Source organism: Acutalibacter intestini (assembly GCF_034334985.1).
Taxonomy (GTDB): domain Bacteria; phylum Bacillota; class Clostridia; order Oscillospirales; family Acutalibacteraceae; genus Acutalibacter; species Acutalibacter intestini.
The window spans coordinates 1-20,993 of the sequence record NZ_JAWXXL010000001.1 but is presented as its reverse complement, the minus strand read 5'-3'; the positions used below and the strand labels follow the sequence as shown (position 1 = coordinate 20,993).

The 20,993-nt window shown below is 54.8% G+C and carries 13 protein-coding genes and 2 pseudogenes; 13 read left to right on the top strand and 2 right to left on the bottom strand.

Translation table 11 applies throughout. The features are described from left to right. Positions 1–2 precede the first annotated feature (2 nt). The 3 genes and pseudogenes from U8U68_RS00075 to U8U68_RS00065 form a co-directional block, all read left to right on the top strand. Positions 3–2,159, top strand: coding sequence for a SpaA isopeptide-forming pilin-related protein (locus tag U8U68_RS00075; RefSeq protein WP_322198816.1), 2,157 nt, complete (start codon positions 3–5; stop codon positions 2,157–2,159). Further along, positions 2,156–2,944, top strand: a complete 789-nt coding sequence (locus U8U68_RS00070) for a class B sortase (protein WP_322198815.1) — start codon at positions 2,156–2,158, stop codon at positions 2,942–2,944. Before U8U68_RS00075 ends, U8U68_RS00070 begins: the two co-directional genes overlap by 4 nt. A gap of 171 nt (positions 2,945–3,115) precedes the next feature. Continuing rightward, a pseudogene (locus tag U8U68_RS00065) lies at positions 3,116–3,391 on the top strand (recombinase family protein); the annotation flags it as partial. A 13-nt stretch (positions 3,392–3,404) separates the two neighbouring features. Here U8U68_RS00065 and U8U68_RS00060 read toward each other — a convergent pair. Next, on the bottom strand, positions 3,405–3,614 hold the full coding sequence (locus tag U8U68_RS00060; RefSeq protein ID WP_322198814.1) for a ribbon-helix-helix protein, CopG family: 210 nt from the start codon (positions 3,612–3,614) through the stop codon (positions 3,405–3,407). Between the two features lie 215 nt (positions 3,615–3,829). Here U8U68_RS00060 and U8U68_RS00055 point away from each other — a divergent pair, with 215 nt between their 5' ends. The 9 genes from U8U68_RS00055 to U8U68_RS00015 all read left to right on the top strand — a co-directional run bounded on the left by U8U68_RS00055 (position 3,830) and on the right by U8U68_RS00015 (position 19,741). After that, a complete protein-coding gene (locus tag U8U68_RS00055) occupies positions 3,830–4,237 on the top strand; it encodes a ribonuclease Z (protein ID WP_322199233.1) in 408 nt (135 codons plus the stop codon). Next, positions 4,234–5,289 (top strand): DNA/RNA non-specific endonuclease, encoded by a 1,056-nt coding sequence (locus tag U8U68_RS00050; RefSeq protein WP_322198813.1) that lies wholly within the window; start codon positions 4,234–4,236, stop codon positions 5,287–5,289. Before U8U68_RS00055 ends, U8U68_RS00050 begins: the two co-directional genes overlap by 4 nt. A gap of 74 nt (positions 5,290–5,363) precedes the next feature. Further along, positions 5,364–5,822 (top strand): XF1762 family protein, encoded by a 459-nt coding sequence (locus tag U8U68_RS00045; RefSeq protein ID WP_322198812.1) that lies wholly within the window; start codon positions 5,364–5,366, stop codon positions 5,820–5,822. A gap of 94 nt (positions 5,823–5,916) precedes the next feature. After that, a complete protein-coding gene (locus U8U68_RS00040; protein WP_322198811.1) occupies positions 5,917–8,106 on the top strand; it encodes a peptidoglycan DD-metalloendopeptidase family protein in 2,190 nt (729 codons plus the stop codon). A gap of 136 nt (positions 8,107–8,242) precedes the next feature. After that, positions 8,243–9,058 carry a hypothetical protein gene (locus U8U68_RS22255; RefSeq protein ID WP_367575772.1) on the top strand — a complete coding sequence of 272 codons (816 nt, stop codon included), beginning with the start codon at positions 8,243–8,245 and terminating at the stop codon, positions 9,056–9,058. Positions 9,059–9,427: 369 nt separating this feature from the next. After that, positions 9,428–11,743 carry a winged helix-turn-helix domain-containing protein gene (locus tag U8U68_RS00030; RefSeq protein WP_322198810.1) on the top strand — a complete coding sequence of 772 codons (2,316 nt, stop codon included), beginning with the start codon at positions 9,428–9,430 and terminating at the stop codon, positions 11,741–11,743. A gap of 22 nt (positions 11,744–11,765) precedes the next feature. Further along, positions 11,766–11,912: a hypothetical protein gene (locus U8U68_RS00025; RefSeq protein ID WP_322198809.1), complete on the top strand. Its 147-nt coding sequence runs from the start codon at positions 11,766–11,768 to the stop codon at positions 11,910–11,912. Between the two features lie 128 nt (positions 11,913–12,040). Further along, on the top strand, positions 12,041–19,015 hold the full coding sequence (locus U8U68_RS00020) for an S-layer homology domain-containing protein (RefSeq protein ID WP_322198808.1): 6,975 nt from the start codon (positions 12,041–12,043) through the stop codon (positions 19,013–19,015). A 99-nt stretch (positions 19,016–19,114) separates the two neighbouring features. Continuing rightward, positions 19,115–19,741 (top strand): recombinase family protein, encoded by a 627-nt coding sequence (locus tag U8U68_RS00015; protein WP_322198807.1) that lies wholly within the window; start codon positions 19,115–19,117, stop codon positions 19,739–19,741. 270 nt (positions 19,742–20,011) lie between these two features. On the opposite strand, the pseudogene U8U68_RS00010 reads toward U8U68_RS00015, so the two are convergent. Beyond that, positions 20,012–20,431: pseudogene (locus tag U8U68_RS00010) on the bottom strand (IS5 family transposase); the annotation flags it as partial. Positions 20,432–20,647: 216 nt separating this feature from the next. Here U8U68_RS00010 and U8U68_RS00005 point away from each other — a divergent pair. After that, positions 20,648–20,993: COG3415 family protein (locus U8U68_RS00005; protein ID WP_322198806.1), on the top strand; the 346-nt coding region annotated here is incomplete at its 3' end.

Sequence of the window (20,993 nt, the reverse complement as noted above, 5' to 3'; positions counted from 1 at the left end):
CCATGAAAAAACTGAATAGACTGGCCGCTGTCTTTCTGGCAGCGGCCTTTGCATTTGCAGGCGCGCTCCCGGCTGGGGCTGTGGTGGTGACCGACGCTCCCACCCCTGACCGGGTTTTCTACCGGGAAACTGCCGGGGACACATTCTCCGGTGAGTTTGGATTGGACAAAGAAATCACCAATGTGGAGGCGGGGGAGGACCCCGCCTTTACTATTTCATTTGAAAAGAACACGTTGAAGTTTGATTCCCTCTACACATCCACCGAGCAGACCGTGAAAATGGTATGCGGAGAGGAAACGGTTGAAAATAAGCTGGGCCTTGCTGTGTATGACCCGGTGGACGTGGCCCCCGCAAAGGACAGTGTGACCCTCACGGTCAAGAACAGTCGCACCCTAAAGCCGGTCAGCAATGCCGCCTATACCTTATATAAAGGAACATCGGCGGTGAAGTCCGGCCTGACTACCGACAAAGCCGGACAGATCACCGTGGGCAGTCTGGAACCCGGAGAGTATGAGCTGCGGCCTGTTTCTACTCCAAAGGGGTATAAGGCTGCGTCCGGCGTGAAATTCTCCGTTACCAGCCTGGGAATCTCCGGTGGAGATAAGGAGATTCGTACTACCGAGGGCAAGAAAATCGTGGCCGGGGAAAATGAGGTACTCATTGCCGGGAAGTTTTCACCTGACGTGGAGCTGATTGCCGGTAACGACAAACAGATCGACAGTGTGACCGTAACCTATGAGAACTACGGCGCTGCGCTGGGCAAAAAGGGCGAGAGCAAGACCTTTGAGTACGTCACCCTGCAAGCCGCCCAGGAGGAATTAAACCACCTCAAGAACGGCGGCGGAATATGCGGCGCGGTGCATATCTCCTACAAGCTGGCCGAGAAGTCCGGGCGCAGCTACACGCAGTATCTGACGGAAAAGGAGCCAGACCCCACGCCGGTTCCCGCCCCGCCCGTCAATCAGGGCGGCACAGCCAATACGGTGACAAAACCCACGCCCACCGCAGTTCCCACGCCAAAGGTCACGGCTACTCCTGCCCCGACCGCTACGCCCAAGCCAACCTCCACCCCGAAGCCCACGGCTGTTCCCTCTCCCACGCCTATCCCGGATGGACAGCTTACCATTACCTGCACCTCTGACAAGAGCGGGCAGGCGTTTTCCTTTGAGGTCAGCGGGACAAGGGCCGAGGGCGGCAAGTATAATAAGGACTTTAAGACCGGCGCAGACGGGAAAATTGTCACTGTGATTCCCGCTGGCAAGTACACCGTTACGCCCAAGAGCGTGAAAGGCTTTGAACAGCCGGAGCCGCAGACCATTGAGCTTGCAGGTGGCGGGAGCGCCTATTTGACCTTTAGCTTTGTGGCGAACCAACGCGACTTGACCCTGACCGTTCTGGACGATGACGGCCAGCCGGTTCCCGGTGTGACTGTGGGGCTGTTTGAACCGGGGGAAGCACCTTTGCCGGAGGTCAAAAAGGAGAATGAGAGCGGTAGCACCGACATCAGCGAAACCCTGGCGCAGATCAAGAATCAGAAAGCCGCCGATGAAAAACGCGCTGCCCCGTATACCAAGGTCAATGCCCTTTATGTGGGCAAGACCGGCGAGGACGGCGCGGCGGTCATTCAGAATGTGCCGGTTGCGGAGTTTGTGGCCGTGCCCATCGAACTGCCGGACGGTTACTCTAGCGAGAAAATCGCCACGGAGATACCGTCTGGGCTGGGGAGCAAGTTCACGGTCGGATGTAAATATGTGGCGGTTGACCTGTCTGTGTGGAGTACCGCCACTAACTCCCCGGTTGTTGGTGCTGACTTAGCACTCTTGGGTAAGGACAATACCGAACTGGCAGAGTGGAAATCCGGGGAAACCGCCCATCGGCTGATCCGTGTGCCCCAAGGCGAGTATGCGCTGAAAATCACCCAGGATGGGCAGAGCGATACGGTCCATTTTGAGGTTAGCAAGGAGAAGTCCTTGCAGGAAACCCGCCTGGAAACTTATCTCCCCGGCGCAGTTTCGGAAAGCGACCGGCAAGAGCTTTCTCTGAAAGACCTTGAGCATCTCATCCCCTTTGTTGCCGGCGGTTTTGTGTTGCTGGCGGGGATTGTCATAGGGCTTATCATCTACCGGGACTCCCGCAAGCGCTCCGGGGGGCACCGATGAGAAAGTTTGCGATGGTGCTGGCCGTGCTGATGTTTCTTGGCGCTGTGGTTGCCGCCTGTTGGCTGGTGAATGTCTGGCATGAATCGGATACGCAGGAGACTAAAATCATTGAACTGCGGAAAATGGCCGCAAAATCGCCTGCCACTGACCTGAAGGGAGGAAAGCCAGTGGCCGAGCGGCCCGCTTTGCCGCAAAATAATACCTCAAAGGTGGATTCTGACACGCCTATTCTCCATGATCTGGCCCTGCTGAAGGAGAAGAACCCGGACTGTGTGGCTTGGGTGTCCATCCCCGGCACGTCCATAGATTTCCCGGTCATGCAGAACAGTGAGTATTACCTAAAGCACGACTTTGACGGGAACTACACCGACTACGGCCTGCCATTTCTGGACGAGCGGTGCAGCCTGGACAGTTCCGACAACCTCATTATTTACGGCCACCACATGAATGATGGCAGTATGTTTTCCGCGCTGTTGAACTATGCAGACGAGGACTACTGCGCCGCCCATCCCGAGATTGTCCTGGAAACAGAGTACGGCGCTGAAACTTACCAAGTGGCGGCGGTACTCAGGGAAAAGGGCAGCTATGTGGATGGAGAGTGGAGCCTGTTCGACCAAATCAATATAAGCGCTGGCGCTTTCAACATCCTTGTGGAAAATCTTGATGGAAGGAGGCTTTATGATACCGGGCGGGAGCTTGTCTTTGGGGACAAGTTCCTCACTCTTGTGACCTGCGAGTATTCGCAAAATAACGGAAGATTGGCGGTGATAGCTGTTAAGGAGTAACTGAGAGGACTGCGGGAAACCGCAGTCCTTTCCCATGTCCCCGGTTTCGGTCGGGGGTGTGGGAAAGGGCTTATACTTTTTTATAACTGCCGGGTTGATAGGGAAATAAGTAAAATAAAGGATGCGGCCTGCCCACGGTGCAGAAGTCGTTATGAAATCTGATTAGGAGAGATGCGTATGATTTTTGGCTATAGCCGCGTTTCCAGCACGGATCAGAACGAGGATCGCCAGTGGATCGCTATGGAAGCAAAAGCTGTGCCCAGGAAGAACGTCTACATAGACAAGCAGTCAGGCAAGGACTTTGAGCGGCCGCAGTATAAACGGCTTGTCCGCAGGCTCAAGCAAGGCGATCTGCTCTATGTGTTAAGTATTGATCGTCTTGGGCGAAACTATAAGGAGGTGCAGGAGCAATGGCGGGTCCTCACCAAAGGGAAGAACGCAGATATGCTTCTGCAATATTTCAAGGCAGAGGTGCGTTATCGTCTATTTGACATCGATCCAGCGCATATTCTATAAAAGTCCCAATCAGTTCGTTCCTGCTGCGGCCTGTCATTTTTGATACCTCATCAACTCGGTCCACAATCTCCTCCTTGACTCTTATCGAAAAAGTCTTGTAGCCATCATCACCCTTGGCTCTTTTAGGCTTAATAATCAACGGCTCGTTTTTCATAGTGAATCACCTCAAACATATTCTATGCTTGTTATAGCGTATGTTATATGTTATAATATCTGTTATATTTCCTAACAGATTCATAGGAGGTGATTGATATGCCGAAAACCGCAAAGAAAGCATTTCTGAAAAAGCCTTTTTTGCGGTTTTTGATTTTGAACGACACGCGATTTTTGAAATTTCTATTGTAAAGAAAGGAGGTTTTGACATTGATTGTGATTGCCTTTGTGGACGAAAAAGGCGGCATGATGTTCAACCACCGCAGGCAGTCCCGAGACCGGACAACTCTGCAAAGGATTGTGGACATGACCGCTGGTTCTACGCTTTGGATGAACGAGTACAGCGCTCCGCTATTTACGGACTTTGCCGCACCGCAGATTCATGAGGACGCGCAGTTCCTGGATATGGCTGGGCCGGGAGATTATTGCTTTGTGGAAAACGTGGATGTCTCACCATACCTGTCTTTTGTTGAGAAAATCGTGCTGTTCCACTGGAACAGGAGCTATCCATCCGATGTGAAGTTTCCCATTAAGTTGGACAGCGGTAAATGGCGGCTCATTTCAACGGAAGACTTTCCGGGCAGTTCCCATGAAAAAATCACTTTGGAGGTCTATACAGAATGAAGCAAAGTTTGAAATTCCTTGCTCTTATCTTGTCACTGACACTTCTATTCACCGGCTGCTCTCTGGACGAAAGCACCGGCAGTGTTGTGGAGAGTTCGTCTACCGTTTCCAGCGAAGCGGCAACGCCAACGCCCGTTCCAACGGAAAGCCCTACCCCGGAACCGACAGCCACTCCGTCCCCTACCCCCACGCCTACCCCAACGCCATCACCTACACCGTCTCCAACACCGGCACCTACGCCTATTGCGGTTGACACAGGGAGTATCCCGACTTACGCGGGAAACGCTTACGCTGAAGTCAATGGTAATATTCCTTATTTCTCTGAGGCCGACTTCACAACGACTTCCTTTGAAACCTACTCCGACCTGGACAACCTGGGGCGCTGCGTTCTGGCCTATGCCTGCGTGGGCGAGGACATCATGCCTACTGAAAAGCGCGGCGAGATCGGGCAGGTAAAGCCCTCTGGCTGGCAGACTGTGCGATATGACGGTCTGGTGGACGGCAACTATCTTTACAACCGTTGTCACTTGATTGGGTATCAGCTTTCCGGCGAGAACGCCAACACCAGCAACCTTATCACCGGCACACGATATCTCAATATCGAGGGTATGCTGCCATTTGAAAACATGGTGGCCGACTATGTGAAAGAAACGAAGAACCACGTTCTCTACCGGGTAACGCCGGTCTTTGAGGGTGATAACCTCCTTGCCAGCGGTGTGCTGATGGAGGGCTACTCCGTGGAGGACGAGGGTGCGGGCATCAGCTTTTGCGTGTATGCCTATAATGTTCAGCCGGGAGTCACTATCAACTATGCAACCGGCGAGAGCGAGCTTGCGGCTACTCCAGAACCGGAACCTACGCCTACGCCGGTCGTGGAAGAACCTGCGGCTGTGGGTGGGAACTACATTGGCAACGCGAATACCGGCAAATTCCATTATCCCAGCTGTTCAAGCGTCAGGCAGATGAAGGAATCCAATAAGGTTGCGCTGTCCGGGACGCGGGATGAGATCATTTCGATGGGATATGAGCCTTGTAAGAGGTGTCGGCCCTGACAGGTCCTGACAGGATAAAAATATGAACCGAGAGCCACCGTGAAACTGAGATTTCACGGTGGCTTATTTTGTTTATGGGAGTGATTTTTATAGAGATTGTTCCAATCAGTTTGAGAGAGGCGAACGCTTTTGTCAGCGCCTACCACCGGCACCACGGCCCGGTAGCCGGACACAAATTCTCCATTGGGCTGTCTGACGGTGAGAAGATAGTCGGTGTGGTGATCGTAGGCAGGCCGGTCAGCCGGCATCTGGACGATGGCTGGACACTGGAGGTGAACCGCCTCTGTACCGATGGCTCTCGCAACGCCTGCTCCATGCTATATGGGGCTGCATCGCGGGTAGCGCGGGCCATGGGCTACAAGCGTCTGATTACTTACATCCTGGAAAGTGAAACCGGGGCCAGCCTGCGGGCCGCTGGCTGGAAGTGCATCGGGCAGGCGGGCGGTTTACGCTGGACAGGCAAGCGCTGCCCCACGGTTGATCTCTACCCAGCGCAGAAGAAGGTGCGCTATCAGCGGGAGGTGGGACAGTGACAATTGGTCTGGAATTTGCGCAGAGATATATTTATAGCGGCTGTTTTTGCCGGGAAACATGGCCGGACTACATCATGAGGAAGGGGTTGGTTTTTTGAGCAACGATTTACAGACAAGGGACAAGCAGAATCAAGATGTAGAAAGCTCAGAGCAATATGCCATCAACGCCATTGGAGACCGGGCGTTGCAATCCGCAGAGTTTGTGTTAAAAGAAGGCAAACGGGCACTAGAAGATGCTGCGCCAAGAGAAGTTCAGTTTCAGCCGCCGCGACGAAAAAAGACGGCTAAAAAACGACAAAAAGTCGGAAAAAACCGTGAGGAAAGCAGGAATTATTCAACCCAAAACGAGCCGAGCACGCAAGACCTTAACCAGGAAAGTTTTCGCCGCGCTGATGAGGAAAAATTGGCTTTAAAAAGCAGTATCAGTCCGCGCCCAATTTTGACAGTTCGGAACGATTCTCGTTTGATATCTAACTCGGAAAAACCCCGTAAAGCAGATTCGCGTTTTGAATCGCGCCAGGATAAAAATGGGGTTTCCCATGTTGTGCATCAACAGGTGTATGTAAACGATCAACCAAGAGAAACCGATAAAATTTCGCGCACCTTGAATCCTTTACACACCCCGAAAGATTGTGCTGCTTCAAACAATGAAGTACATACCGATGTGGATACACAAAGGTTAGGGGATCCGCACATCCAACCACATCTGGAAGATGAAACACAGGTGGTGGAACAACCGGAGAATTCCGATGATATTGTGCCCATTTCCGCCGAGCAGGAGCCTTATTCCACGGATTTGCCTGCCTTAAATAATCAGCCAGTATTTTCGGGTACAACTACAAAAGCCCAACGCACACGTCCCAAGAAAGAAGTGCGCCGTTCAACTTCCCAGGCCGAGAATTCATCCGGTTATGCGGAAATCGCCATTGAGCCGGAAACCACGTCCTATCCGGAGGCGGAAAGCGGACTCCACAGGAAAGCAACCAGCCAGACGTTGCGAACCTATACAGATCATCCGCTCAACACGTGGCAAAACGATACCTTTTCAAGTGGTTTGAAGAACGAAGGGGCAGCTCTTAACATCCACAGTGAATCCGGCGTTGCCATGCAATCCCTCCAAACAGCTGGACGATCCGCGGGCAGCGCCGGAGCCTCTGCCGCTGCCAATGCCGCTGCGCCGGGAGTGGGGGCCGCAATCCAGGCCACAGAGAAAGCAGTTACGAAAGTCAAGGAAACCGTAGAGAGTATTGCCGCCAGCGCGTCCCGCAGTTCATCTTCCTGGGGAGCGCTGGCGGCGCTTTTTCTTATGCCGCTGCTGATCATCGTGGCCATAGCCGGGGCGTTCCGGGGCGGCGGTTCGGCGAGAAACACGAACCTTTCAGCTGATGTGATTGCCCTCATGCCCCAAATCAGTGCGGCTTGTCAGGCTAATGGAATCCCGGAGTATACGCCTCTGGTGGCGGCGGTCATCATGCAGGAATCCGGGGGCAGAGTCGCCGATGTGGGCGGCGATGTGATGCAGTGCGCGGAAGGGATGGGTTTGCCTGTGGGGACGCCGGTCAGTGTGGAGGATTCCATCAACTTCGGCACCGGCATTATCGCCCGGAACCTGCGGGAGGCCGGGGCTGCTGGACCAACCGATATTCCCAGAATTAGCCTTGCCTTGCAAGGTTACAACTTCGGCAACGGCTACATATCCTGGGCACTGGCAAGGGGAGGTTATTCAAAAGAGAACGCTCGGGAATTTTCAGAGTGGCAAGCCGGTTTGCATGGTTGGAGCGGTTATGGCGATATTGACTATGTGGACCACGTGCTGCGGTACTATCAAGTAAGCGTAGGCGGCATGGGTGATACTAGCGCCATAGCTGATGGGCGGTTTGCCTATCCGTTCCCTGGACGCCCCTGGGACACCTATCCTGGACACAATGGTATTGATATTTCTTTTGCTAATTGTTATGGTGAGCCGGTCTATGCGGTTGCCGCTGGGACTGTGCGCTATACGCAAGACGGTTGGACACCAGCTCATGGTGTGGGCGGTATGTGGTCCTTTGGCAATAGCGTGTTTATTGAGCATGGTGACGGGTGGATTTCGGCATATGGACATCTTTCGGCGCTGGCTGTGGCGAGTGGGGAAACTGTCACCCAGGGCCAGCTCATAGGGTATATCGGCAGCACAGGCAACTCCACCGGGCCCCATTTGCATCTGGCGCTGTATCATAATGGGGATGCTGGTATCGGCGGGCAGAACTTCGCTGAGCTGGCTTGGCCGCAGTTACGGGAATAAAATGGAATCGGAGAACTTCTTTCTGGGATGTTGTTTTACAGCTCGTTTGGAAAAGGAATCCACATACCATGGAAACAGATGTTGAAAGTGATTCATGAGTGGTGTAGAATAAGACCATCTGCAAGGAGGTTTGCACATGCCAAAGAAAAAGAAGAACCGTCCCCATGGACACTACTGCAAAATCTGCGGCGAGAACAAGGCCAATGAAAAGTTCAGCGGCAAGGGCCACGCCGCCCATATCTGCAAAGCCTGTTCCAGGCTCTCCGCAGCCGAAAAGGCCGAGCGTATGACCCTGAACCGCCTGGACAACATGCTGAGCGGCAGCATCAGCAAAGAGCAGAAAAAGTGGCTGGAAAACCGTCTCCACGACCACCGTCCGGAGGTGGCCGATGCGGCCCGGATGGTGTATTACTCCTGCTTTCCATTTGCCGAACGAAATGAGAGAAAGCATCAACTGGTCATAAATACGTTGGAATTTGAAATTAACACAGAGGTCTCCGATGAGTTCGGAGATGAGGAAAAGGTACATCAGATTTTCACCGCCGACCGGCATACCAGGGTGCTGACGTTCCGGGATTTGGACAGCGATGAGCCGGAACAGTCTGCAGTGCTGGACGGCGGCAGAATGGCCAAGCTGCTGCGCTGGGCTGTCCATACGTTGGAGATTTTTATGTGGGCGGAAGACTACTGTTCCGTTTCATCTACGTTTGATTACGACCCATATGAGCCAGATTGGGTCGATGAGGTGCTGGATGATGAAGATTCCTTGGAAGAATTCGATCAGTATGAAACATCAGAGCCGCCAGAGCTTGACCCATCCGAAATCGCTTGGCGGGTGCAAATCAGCTACAACAACGGCGAGCAGCAGGACATCCGCTGCGGCGAGGAATATCTGCCGGACCGGGTGGAGGAACTTTGGTGGAGAATGCGGGAATATTTTGAGGACGAATAAGCGCCTTTTCCCCTTCCTTGTCAGCGTGAGCTCAAGATTTCCCTGGATGGTCCCGCCAAAGGTCCGTTTAAAGTAAGCGCATCAAACTATATTCAAAAACCCCCCCTCCTACCCAACTTAGGGAGTGTACATTGCGGCCCCTATGCGGTATAATGTGGTATTATAGGTCTGGAATTGCCTGGAATAGGCTGAAATTCACAAAAAATTTACAGAAAAGGGGTTGAAATTACGAAATGCGCGCAAACAATTGTGTAGCAAGCAAGGCATAACTGCGCCCATTTTGACCCCATACCGTATAGAAAGCCACAGGAACACTTTGGTGTTGCCTGTGGCTTTTTTGCGCAATTTTACGGAGCGGAGGTGTGAGGGTTGGAGCAATACATCAAGCCGAGAAGCGCGAACCGCAAGCTGAACGCCGCCAGAGTTCTTGAACAAACCGCCTTTATCTTCGGCGCGACCGGCTACGGCAAAACGTCCTTTGTGCAAAAATATCTGGCGAAGCGATGCCACACTTATCTGTCCTGTGCCGACCGCCGCTGGGGCGAGAGCGAATTTCCGGCCCAGGGCATCGTTGTGCTGGACGATCTGCATCTGCTTGATGAACCACGGCGGAAACTGGTCAGGAACCTTATGACCGCGCCGGAGGTTTGGCTGATTCTCATAAGCCGCAGCCCTGTGCCCGCCTGGCTCATGCCGGAATACATCAACGTGGGGTTCATGATTATCAACGAGAACGACTTGCGCCTGGGCAGTCGGGAGATTGGCGGGTATCTGGATAATCTGGGGCTCAAGTACACCCCGGAGGGGCTGGAACTGCTGGTAAAGAACTCCGAGGGCAACGCATACGCAGTGCGTCACGCCGCGCTGAAAATGGCTGAGGGGATGGTTCCCGGCCCACAGATGCAGAAGGAGATTCAAGACGCATTTATCCGCTATCTAACCGGCTATGTGATGGCGGAGTGGGACAGCGAACTGCTGGAATTCCTCATGAAAATTAGCGTGGTGGATGAATTCACTTTGCCGCTGGCCGAGCTGATTACCGCGAACCGGCTGGCCTCCGCTTTCCTACAAAAGGCCGCTGAGACCGGAAACTTTCTCACCTTAGAGGGCGAGGTTTACCGAGTACGCAAGGTGCTTTTGCACGCTCTGCGGGAAAAGGCCAGGCAGTCGCTGGGGGAGGAACAAATAAAGACATGCCAGAAGAACGCCGGGATTTGGTACGAGATGAACGGAAAGATCACGGAAGCGTTGGAGATGTACGAGCGTTGCGGCGATTGGGCGCAGATTCGGGAGCTGCTCATCCGCAACGCCAGGCGGAACCCCGGCGCGGGGCACTACTTTGAGCTGCGGCGGTACTATCTCAGCATGGACGAGCGGGAGGCTGAGAAAAGTCCCGTGCTTATGGCAGGCTTCTCCATGCTCCACTCCATGCTTATGGACCCGGAAAAGAGCGAATATTGGTACAAAAAGCTGGCCGATTTCGCCAAGACCGCTACCGGCGGCACAAAGCGCGAGGCCCAGAGCCGCCTTTGCTATCTTGACATCGGCCTGCCCCACCGGGGGAGCCGGGATGTGCTGAAAATCATGCTGAGAGCGCCCGCTATGCTCCTGGACCAGGGAGTGCGCCTGCCGGAGTTCTCCGTCACCAGCAACGCCCCCAGCACCATGAACGGCGGCAAGGATTTCTGCAAGTGGAGCCGCTCCGACCGGGCGCTGGCCAGGACGGTTGGCCCCATTGTGGAGCGGGTGCTGGGGAGCTACGGCAGGGGATTGACAAAAATCGCGCTGGGAGAGAGCCTGTTCGAGAAGGGCGAGGACGCTTTCGAGGTGCTGACTCTGCTGTCCCGCGGGCAGGTGGAGACCGAGAGCGGCGGCAGGCCGGAGATCGCCTTTTCGGCGGTGGGCCAGCGGGTGCGGATGATGGTCTTGCAGGGCGACCTTGCCAACGCCGGGGCGCTTCTGGACTCCTTCCAGTCGGCGGTAAAGGAGCAGCGGGTGATGCAGCTCCTGCCCAATATAGAGGCCACGCGGTGCAGGATTGCACTATATCGTGGGGATATGGACGCGGTCAGGGAATGGCTGAAGGCCGCGCCCAACGAGGACAAGGAATTCATCACCATGGAGCGCTACCGCTACCTGACGAAGGTGCGCTGCTACCTGGCGCAGGGGGAGAACCTCAAGGCACTGGCCCTGCTGGAAAAGCTCAACGAGTACGCCGGACGCTGCCATCGGACGTACATCCGCATGGAGGCCGGAGTGCTGGGGGCCATCGTGCGCCAGCGGCTGGGGACGGAGTGGGAGCCCATGCTCACCGCCGCTCTGGACGAGGCCGAGAGCTATCGCTTTGTGCGGTTTATCAGCGAACTGGGGGCGGCGGTGCTGCCGCTGATGAAGGCCCAGAGCCGGGACGGCCCCTGGTTCGGACGGCTGATGGAGGAAACCCGGATGATGGCCCGGCGCTACCCCCGTTACCTTCTGCCGGGGGCGGCAAGGGAGGACTTCTCCCCCGCCGCGCTGGAAATTCTCCGCCTGCAAGGCGAGGGCCTTTCGGCAACGGCAATCGGCCAAAAGCTGGGGATGAAGCCGGACACGGTGCGCTATCACATCAAGGAAAACTACCGCAAGCTGGAGGCGGGCGGCAAGGTCGAGGCCATTGCCGCGGCCCGGCGCTTGGGGTTGATATAGAACTATAACGGAGGTATTACTCATGAAGAAAATTATTAGTGTCCTGCTGAGCCTGGCGCTGTGCTTGGGAATGTGCCCGCCGGTGGCGATGGCAGAGGAAACCGGGACAGGATCGACAACCTACATCGACGCCGACAAGGTCGAGCAAACGCATGACTGCACCCCCTGACAAGTTCAGGCGACCCTGTCGCCCTGCAGGGCGGCTGGTATGTTGCCAGCGGGGACGTCACCATCAGCAGCACGCTCACCTTCAATGGCGAGACCCACCTCGTTCTGGCTGACGGCTGCAAGCTGACGGTGAGGGACATCGACACTACGAACCTGACCATCTACGGCCAGAGCCAGGGAACCGGCTTATTGAAGGCGGGATCCAGTTCATTGCCAGACTCGGCCATCGGCAGTTCTGACCAGGCGACAACCATCACCATCAACGGCGGCTGTGTTGAGGCGGTGAGTAATCTTTATATGGCGATCACTTTAAGTTTGTCAAAAAAACCTGTGTCTGTAATTGGCGGTCTGAAAACAAGCGGCAGCAGCCTGACCGTCAATGGCGGCATTGTGGCCGCACATGACAGCGAAGACTACGGGTTCCCCTATCCCGAAAACTTCCAGCATAACAACTGCATCATCAGTACCGATGGCAAAGCCACCGTCTATGGGGATGTTGTGCTGAAGGACAACGCGGGGAATGGCATGACGCAAATCAACTCCCTGCATATCCCCTCCGGCGCAGGGCTTAACAGCCTTGGCGGGCTGAACCCCTCCACCCGTACTACGGATGATCTTATAGAGCCGGTTGAGATCGTCTGCAATTCGAGCATCTCCCGGGTGTCAACCATTGAGGAGATACAGAATGGCATCAGCGCCTATGTCCTGATCAGCGGCAAGCAATTCACCATCAATGGGCTTGAGGCGATTGAAGTAACGGGGCCGGCAGACGATGGCTATACCTACACCGCCATCTGTAAAAAAGGCGATGCTACCGTAACGGCGCAGTTTACCCCGCCCCCACTTTCGATTACCCATAGGAGTGTTGCTGTTCAAATTGACACTGGAACCTTCAAATATGAGGGCGAACCTGTTACGCCCGGAGTCTCACTGAAACGGAACGGGAAATACTTGTCGCAGAATACTGACTTCACGGTGACATACAAGAACAATAACGCCGTGGGGACTGGTACGGTGACAGTACAAGGTATCGGCAAATACACCGGGACCATCACAAGAAATTTCACCATCATAGATAGGTATAACATTGCGGAGACGAGCTATATCGACGAAAGCGGCCAGCTCCAGGAAATCACCGCCGCGCTCCTACCCAACACTCCCAATAATGAAGAATCCCTGGATTCCGGTTGGTATGTTGTACGAGGCTCAACAACCCTGAACAGGCTTACAATCAGCCAAAATCAAAACGTCTGTCTTATCCTGGAGGACGGCGCTTCCCTGACGCTGCAGGAAAAAACTATTTTAATGGGTCTAACGGAAAAAGTGAGTGGTGGAAATTTGGTTCAAAATCCAAATAGCCACCTGACAATTTATGGGCAGTCTGAAAACAGCGGCAGGCTGACTGCTCTCGTCAGCAACAAGAATCGCGGTACTTCTGCAATCAAAATAATGGGTAATTCCTTTCTCTCCATCAACGGAGGTAGTATTTCAGTAAGTGCGCCGACTGGTTCTGAAACGGAACATGCCTTTATGCTCGCCCCGAGCGCAGTTTTCACCTACAACGGTAAAAGTGAAAACCTCACTGTCACTGGTGGTTTTATGAACAACGACAAACTCCAAACCGAGCTGCTGACGGCGGATATGATTGCCGTTAATAGGGAAAATCTTCCCCGGGGCAGCAGCGAGGATTTGTCTGCCGCGGTCGGGGAGTGCGTCACCCTGACTAACCCCACCTACGCCGGGAAGACCTTCACCCTCACTGGCTGGGAGCAGTCGGTCGCTAAGGTGGATGACACCACTTACACCGTCACCTACACCCACGAACAGCGGGGGACGGTCAGCAAGACCGTGACGCTGACCCCACCCTGCGCGCACACAAACCTGACCTTCCAAGATAAAGGCGACGGCACCTGCGGCGGCACTTGCCCGGACTGCAAACAGGAAGTTAAGGAGCCGCACCAGTGGAGCGAAGCGGGGGTTTGCGGGAACTGCCAGACCCAGGCCGTGGCGAAGGTGGAGAAGGACGGCGCGGAGAGCTACTACACCACCATTGAAACCGCCTGGGCGGCGGCACAGACTGCCGAAACTGCCGCCGTGACCCTGCTGGCGGACGTGACGCTGGCCGCAGAGCTGTCAACCAATCCCATAATTCTGGGAAGTTTAACCCCGAATATCACCTTCAACGGTGGAAATCATACTGTGACCGGCTATCCCGGACAACGCATTTTTTCCGTGGGGTCCGGCAGCACACTGACCATCACCGGCGGTACATTTACGGCGAAACCAGATGAGAAAGGAAGAACCAGCGGCTGCGTGGATGTGAAATCTGGAGGCACTTTAATCGTTACCGACGGCACATTGGAATTGGAGGGGATAAACGGGTGTATGCTGACTGCCCAGAGCGGGAGTACCACCCGTCTGAGCGGCGGCACGTTCACGGGCGGTGCAACCCCGGTCTTGTGCCAAGACGGCCTGCTTCTCAAGGACCTCCTGCTGAACTACGGCAGTGAAAACGGCCCGTACTACGCCTTTTATCAAGGTTCCAGTCCCTACGCGCCTTCGAGCAGCAGCCTGCCCAGCGGCACCTTCACCGTGCAGGAGTGCAAACACGATGGCGTCAAGCCAACCTCCAATCACAACGGCACCCATGCGCTGAAATGCCCATATTGCGGATATAGTGACGCTGCGGCGAACTGTGCCTACGTTTTCAGCGGGACAACCGGCACCTGTGCGGTGTGTGGGGACAGCGTGATGGTGGCGGTTTCCGGTACGGAGAACCTGATTTATAACGGCACCGAGAAAACGCTGGGCGTGACTGTCACGCGGGATACTACGGAGCTGACGGTGGGCACGGACTATGCAGTAGCCTACACCGACAACACCAGCGCCGGTACAGCCACAGTGACCGTCACCATCGGGGGCGGCAAATATTCCCAGGATTTCACCATCGGCAAGGCCACCCCTACGCTCATATGGGGCAGCACATTGCAGGAGTTGGACTATAACGGCCACCAGGCGATTATTTCCGCGCCGGATGTGACTCTGGTGAATAGCGAAAAATTCGAGGGGACGATCAGCTATTCCTACGCGGTGAGCGGTTCGGACAGCTATACCCCTGGCCTGCCCACCAACGCCGGGACATACACAGTCAAGGCCAGCATTGCGGAGCAGGGCAACTACACCGCCGCCGAGAGTACGGGCGGGCTTACGCTGACCATCAACAGGGCAAACCAGGACGCTCCCGCCGCGCCCACCGCGGCGGCGGTTATGGACACCAGCGTCACGCTGAATACCATCGAAAACGCGGAGTACAGCATGGACGGCAATACCTGGCAGAACAGCCCGGAGTTCACCGGGCTTAACCCCAATCAGGAGTATACTTTCTTCGTCCGTCTGAAGGGGGACGCCAACCACAACGCCTCCCCCAGCAGTTCGGGCACGGCCATCACTACCAGTAAAACCATGCTGAACGGGGCTGTTGTGACTGTCACAGGCACATATACCTACAACGGGGCGGCGATTGTCCCGGAGGCGGGGAGCGTGACGGTAGAGCTAAACGGAACAACAATCAGCTCCGACCAGTACACTATCAGCGCCAGCAGCAACATCAATGCGGGTAAGGCCACGCTGACTGTTACCGCCACTGATAACGGCAACTACTCCGGTTCTGCCAGTACGACCTTTACCATCAACCGGGCCGCGCTGACCGTCAAGGCCAGCGACCAGACTATCACCTACGGCGGGAGCATTGCCCAGGGGGCAGGGCAGGTAGATGTCACCGGGCTTTGCGGTGGCGATACGCTGGAGAGCGTCACCCTGGAGGCCAGCACCTCCAATGTTCCCGGAGGCACAATTACCCCCTCCGCCGCAGTTATCAAACGCGGCGGCGAAGATGTAACGGCAAACTATAATATCACCTATCAGCCGGGGGCGCTGACCATCAACAAGTCCAAGCCCGCCATCGCCTTTGCCAGCGGGTTCAGTATGGATAAGACCTATGACGGCCAGACAATCCCCAATCCTGTTGCGGACAACCTGACCATCACCGGCGCTAATTTCAGCGATGTGACCTTTGAATGGAGCGCCACACCCAAGGATGCGGGAACATACACCCTCACCGCCGCCATTGAAGAGACAGCGAACACCGAGGCGGCGTCCGTAACCCTGTCCGTTACGATCAGCCCGAAAATTGTCAGCAACCCAACCATTGAGTTGTCCCCAAGCACCTTTGAATATGACGGCACGGCGAAAGAACCAACGGTAACCGTCAAAGACGTCGGCACAGTCATTCCCGACAGCGAGTACACCGTGGAATACAGTGACAATATCAATGTCGGCGAAAGTGCTACCGTCACCATCAAGGACAAGGAGAATGGTAACTACACCGTCAACGGAACCCAGACCTTCACCATCACCAAAGCAGCCCAGGCTCCGCTGACCATCACCGGCGCGCCCGGCGCTGTAACCTACGGCGATACCTTCCAGCTGAGCACCAGCGGCGGCTCTGGCACCGGCGCGGTAAGCTGGACCGCGACCGGCGCGACAGTGGACAATGCGGGAAATGTCACCATCACCAGCGCGGGGCAGGTGGTGATCACCGCGACCAAGGCCGGGGACGACAACTATTCTGAGAAAGAGACTCAAATCACCCTAACCGCAGGCAAGAAGGCTTTGACTGTCACCGGGGCCACCGCCACCGGCAAGAAGTACGATGGCATCAACACGGTGGAAATCACCGCTGTTGCGCTTGACGGCAAAGTCGGAAGTGACGATGTGTCCGTCAATACCACCGACTTGACCGGCACACTGAACGGCTCCAATGCGGGGGACTATACCGCCGTCACCCTGCCGGCCCTGACCCTCACCGGCGACAAGGCAGATAACTACACCTTGACTCAGCCTACCGGGGCCGTAAGCGCCAATGTGACAATCCAGAAAGCCGATGCCCTCACCCCTAAGGTCGGCGACCTGGCCGTGGCCAATAAGCGGGCGCACACCTACACCTTCGGTCTGGGCGCACTTCTGCCCGACTTGACTGAGGGAATGAGCTTCGGCAGCGGGGCAGTCACCTATGAGCTGGGCACGGTCAGCTTGGGCGATTACTACGTCGAAGGTGCGGAGATCGACGGCCAGACGCTTATCCTGCCCATTGAGGCGGTGGAGAGTGATGAGGCCAAAGATATCGGAACTATCACCATCAAAATCATAACTGATAACTTCATGGATATGACCGCCACCATCAACGTGCGGAGCGTCAACAAGATCATCCCTACCGGCGCGCCCGCCCTGAGTGCGGCAACCATCACCTACGGCCAGCCCATCAGCACTATCACCCTGTCCGGCAGTATGATGGACGGCGAGGAGTCCGTGCCTGGTACATTTGCGTGGAGCAGCCCCGAGAACAGTCCCGCTGTGCAGGACAGCTATTCTGCGGCGTGGGTGTTCACTCCCACCGATAACGAGAAATATGCCAAAGTCAATGGCACCAGCGCAGTCAAGGTGCTCCCGGCACCCATTGCAAGCGCTGTTATCGTGCTGAGGCCAACTGCTTTTAAGTATGACGGCAGCGCCCATAAGCCCGCTGTTGAGAACGTGAAGCTGGGCGAGATCACCCTGACCGCAGATACAGACTATACCGCCGAGATCCCCGAAGAAACGGCGGCAGGAGAGTATACGGTGACGATCACCGGCAGGGGAAACTATACCGGTGCCGCAACAGCGAAGTATACCATCAACCCGGTGGAGCAGAAGCCCCTCGATATGACTGACGAGGATGGGCATGAGCTGCGCCTGGAAGTTGAAACCGGGCTGTCTACCGTTCCGGCTGCTCTGGAAAGCAATGCGAGTTTGAACACCCCTGAGAAGATTACAACTGCCTTGCAGACGAAGGTCGCAGAGGTGATGGCCGATGCGGGGAAGCAGATCGCGGTGCTGGACGTGACCTTACAATACAAGGACGAAAGTGGGAATTGGCATAATGTTGATGCTGCTAATTTCCCGGATGACGGCGTCACGGCGATCCTGCCCTACCCAGAGGGAATCGGGGCCAGTGGTTACACCTTCACCGTGCAGCACCTGATTTCCAGCGGCCCCAGTGCCGGAACCATTGAAACCCTCAACTATGTGTTGACCTCTGATGGCTTGAAGTGCAAGTTCAGCAGCCTGTCCCCTGTGGCAATCGGCTATAAGAAAACCCCCAGTTCTGGCGGAAGTTCCGGCGGCGGCTGGTATCCATCCGTCAGTTACTACACCGTAAAGGTCGACAAGACTGAGCATGGCACGGTCACTGCCAGCCCCACCAGCATCTATTCTGGCGGCACGGTGACGCTGACGGTCAAGCCTGACAGCGGCTACAAGCTGGGCAAGATCATCGTCACAGACAGCCAGGGCAAGACAGTGGAGAGAACCGAGAAGAACGGCAAGTTTACCTTCAAAATGCCCAGCCGGAATGTAACTGTAAAGGCTGATTTTGTGCCTGCCGTATCACCCAGCCCGGAACCCACCGGTTCGCCCAGCCCCTCGCCGAGTGGTTCGCCTACCCCCACTCCATCCCCCAGTCCTTCGCCAAAGCCGTGGAAGAGTCCTTTCCCGGACGTGAGCGATACTGGTTGGTATATCAAAGCGATCGAGTATGTTTGCACCAACGGCCTGATGGACGGCTACGCGAACGGCAAGTTTGGCCCCAACGATGATCTGACCCGCGCCCAATTCGCGCAGATTATTTATAATAAGGAAGGGAGGCCCCAGGCCAAGAGCGGTGCGTTCACCGACGTAACTACCGGCTGGTACGCTGACGCGGTGAATTGGGCGGCGGAAAAGGGCATCGTCACCGGAATTGGCGGCGGGAAGTTCGCCCCGGACCGGCCCATCACCCGGCAGGATCTGGCGGTAATGCTCTGGCGCTACGCCGGAAGCCCCGAACCGCGTAAGAATGAGGTCGATTTCTGCGATGCCGGGAAGGTCAGCGGCTACGCCTGGAAAGCAATCTGCTGGGCCAACGAGAATGGTATCGTCAACGGCAAGGGGAACGGAATTCTCGATCCGCAAGGGAGAGCGACCAGAGCCGAGACGGCGCAGATGCTTATGAATTATTTGAAGAAGTAGAATTGTGATAGATTTATGCCCGAGAGCGAAAATGCTCTCGGGCTTTTCTTGTGCAACAAATTAGGGTACATTAAGTCCAAGACGAGAGGAGGAGTTTTCATGAAAACTTACGGTTATATCCGTGTTTCCAGCACCGACCAGAACGAGGACAGGCAGCGGATCGCGCTGAATACAAAGGAGGTGCCACCCCGCAACATTTATATGGACAAACAGTCCGGCAAGGACTTCGAGAGGCCGCAATATCAACGACTGGTGAAAAAGATAAAGCCCGGCGATCTGCTCTACATTCTGAGCATCGACCGCCTGGGCCGCAACTACAAGGAGATACAGGAGCAGTGGCGCATCCTCACGAAAATTAAAGATGTAGACATCTGCGTGATTGATATGCCGCTGCTGGACACCAGAACAGCCAAAGACCTGATGGGAACCTTTATTGCTGACTTGGTGTTGCAGATACTCTCCTTTGTGGCGGAGAACGAGCGGGTCAACATCAAGAAAAGACAGGAGCAGGGTATCGCGGCAGCGAAAGCTAGAGGTGTGCGGTTCGGCAGGCCGGAGAAGCCGGTGCCGGAGGATTTCGCGCAGATCGTGAACCGATGGCAAGAAAAAGCACTTGACATAAGTCAAGTGCTTGAGCTTTGCGATATGAGCGCCGCCACGTTTTATAAGCGTTTACGTGAATACCGGATAGCAAATGGGACAAAAAGGGAATCAGGTCAACTATGAAAAGGTGTACTTTTCAAGAGTAATTCATTTTTCGTCATTATAACATATAACCCAAGAAAATGCAAGGACCTTTTTGCCTATTCCGTCCACAATTAACCCCATGGATTCCACGTAAGACATACATATTTTGGTGTTTGTAAAAAAGTACACCTTACTCATTTTGACGCACTTATTCTCGCTTGATAGGACAGCAGAGAACTGCTACGCATTTGCAGGGCACATTAGGACAATTTGAGCAAAATAAGTTCGAGCAAGCTACTAAGAGCCTGTTTAAAATCTTCTGACAAGGACAGCAATGAGGGCAAAAGTAAGAATCTGAGCAGAAATACAGAGTTTGCGCTCACAATTTTTCCAAAGCCTGCGGAATTTGTCAAGCCAGCCGAATAGGCGTTCTACCACCCAGCGGCGCGGCAGTACGACAAATTTGTGTAATTCGTTGCGCTTTACAACTTCGACCTGCGCGCCACAAATCTCCTTGATCTGATTGGCAAAGCGTTCGCCGGAGTATCCTCCATCTACCAGAAACTTCTTTACACAGGAAAGACTGTCCAGGTTGAGAAGGATCATCTGAATAGCCCCATCCCGGTCTGTAACATCAGCGGTTGTTACGGCTATGGCATGAGGCAGCCCCATTGTATCTACGACAACGTGGCGCTTGATTCCTGATACTTTTTTCCTGCGTCGTAACCTTTCTCTTCTGCTGTGTCGGCATTCTGCACGCTTTGCGCGTCAACGATTCCAAAGGTGGTCTTATCCTGCCTCAGGTCTTCATTCCATATCTGCTTTACCAGTTTATGCAAAACCTTGTCGAGAATACTGATGCCTGTTTTGTCTTTTTCAGACCATACCCGAAAATAGTATTACTTTCGAAAGAAAAGCTAGGAAAGCGGGGGCAGGAGTGGTAAAATGGAAGGTATGGAATACATCGACATGAGGAAAGTAGGGAGAGAGGGACTCAAGGAGATACGCAGGCAGGTAGTACGGCTCAAGGAAATGGGGAAAACGGGAAAAGAAATTGAGGAATTAACCGGTGTACGCCAGAATCGCGCGAGCGAAATATGGACAGCGTATCAACGAGAAGGATCGGCCTCCCTGGAACGGAAAAAATACGGGCGAAAGCCCGGGAGCCATATGGTTCTAACCCCGGAAGAGCAAGAGAATGTCCGGAAGACAATTGAGGAGAGAGTGCCGGAAGAATTCGGAATCACCGGCAGGTTGTGGACATTGGGACGGACGCGGGAATATATCCAGA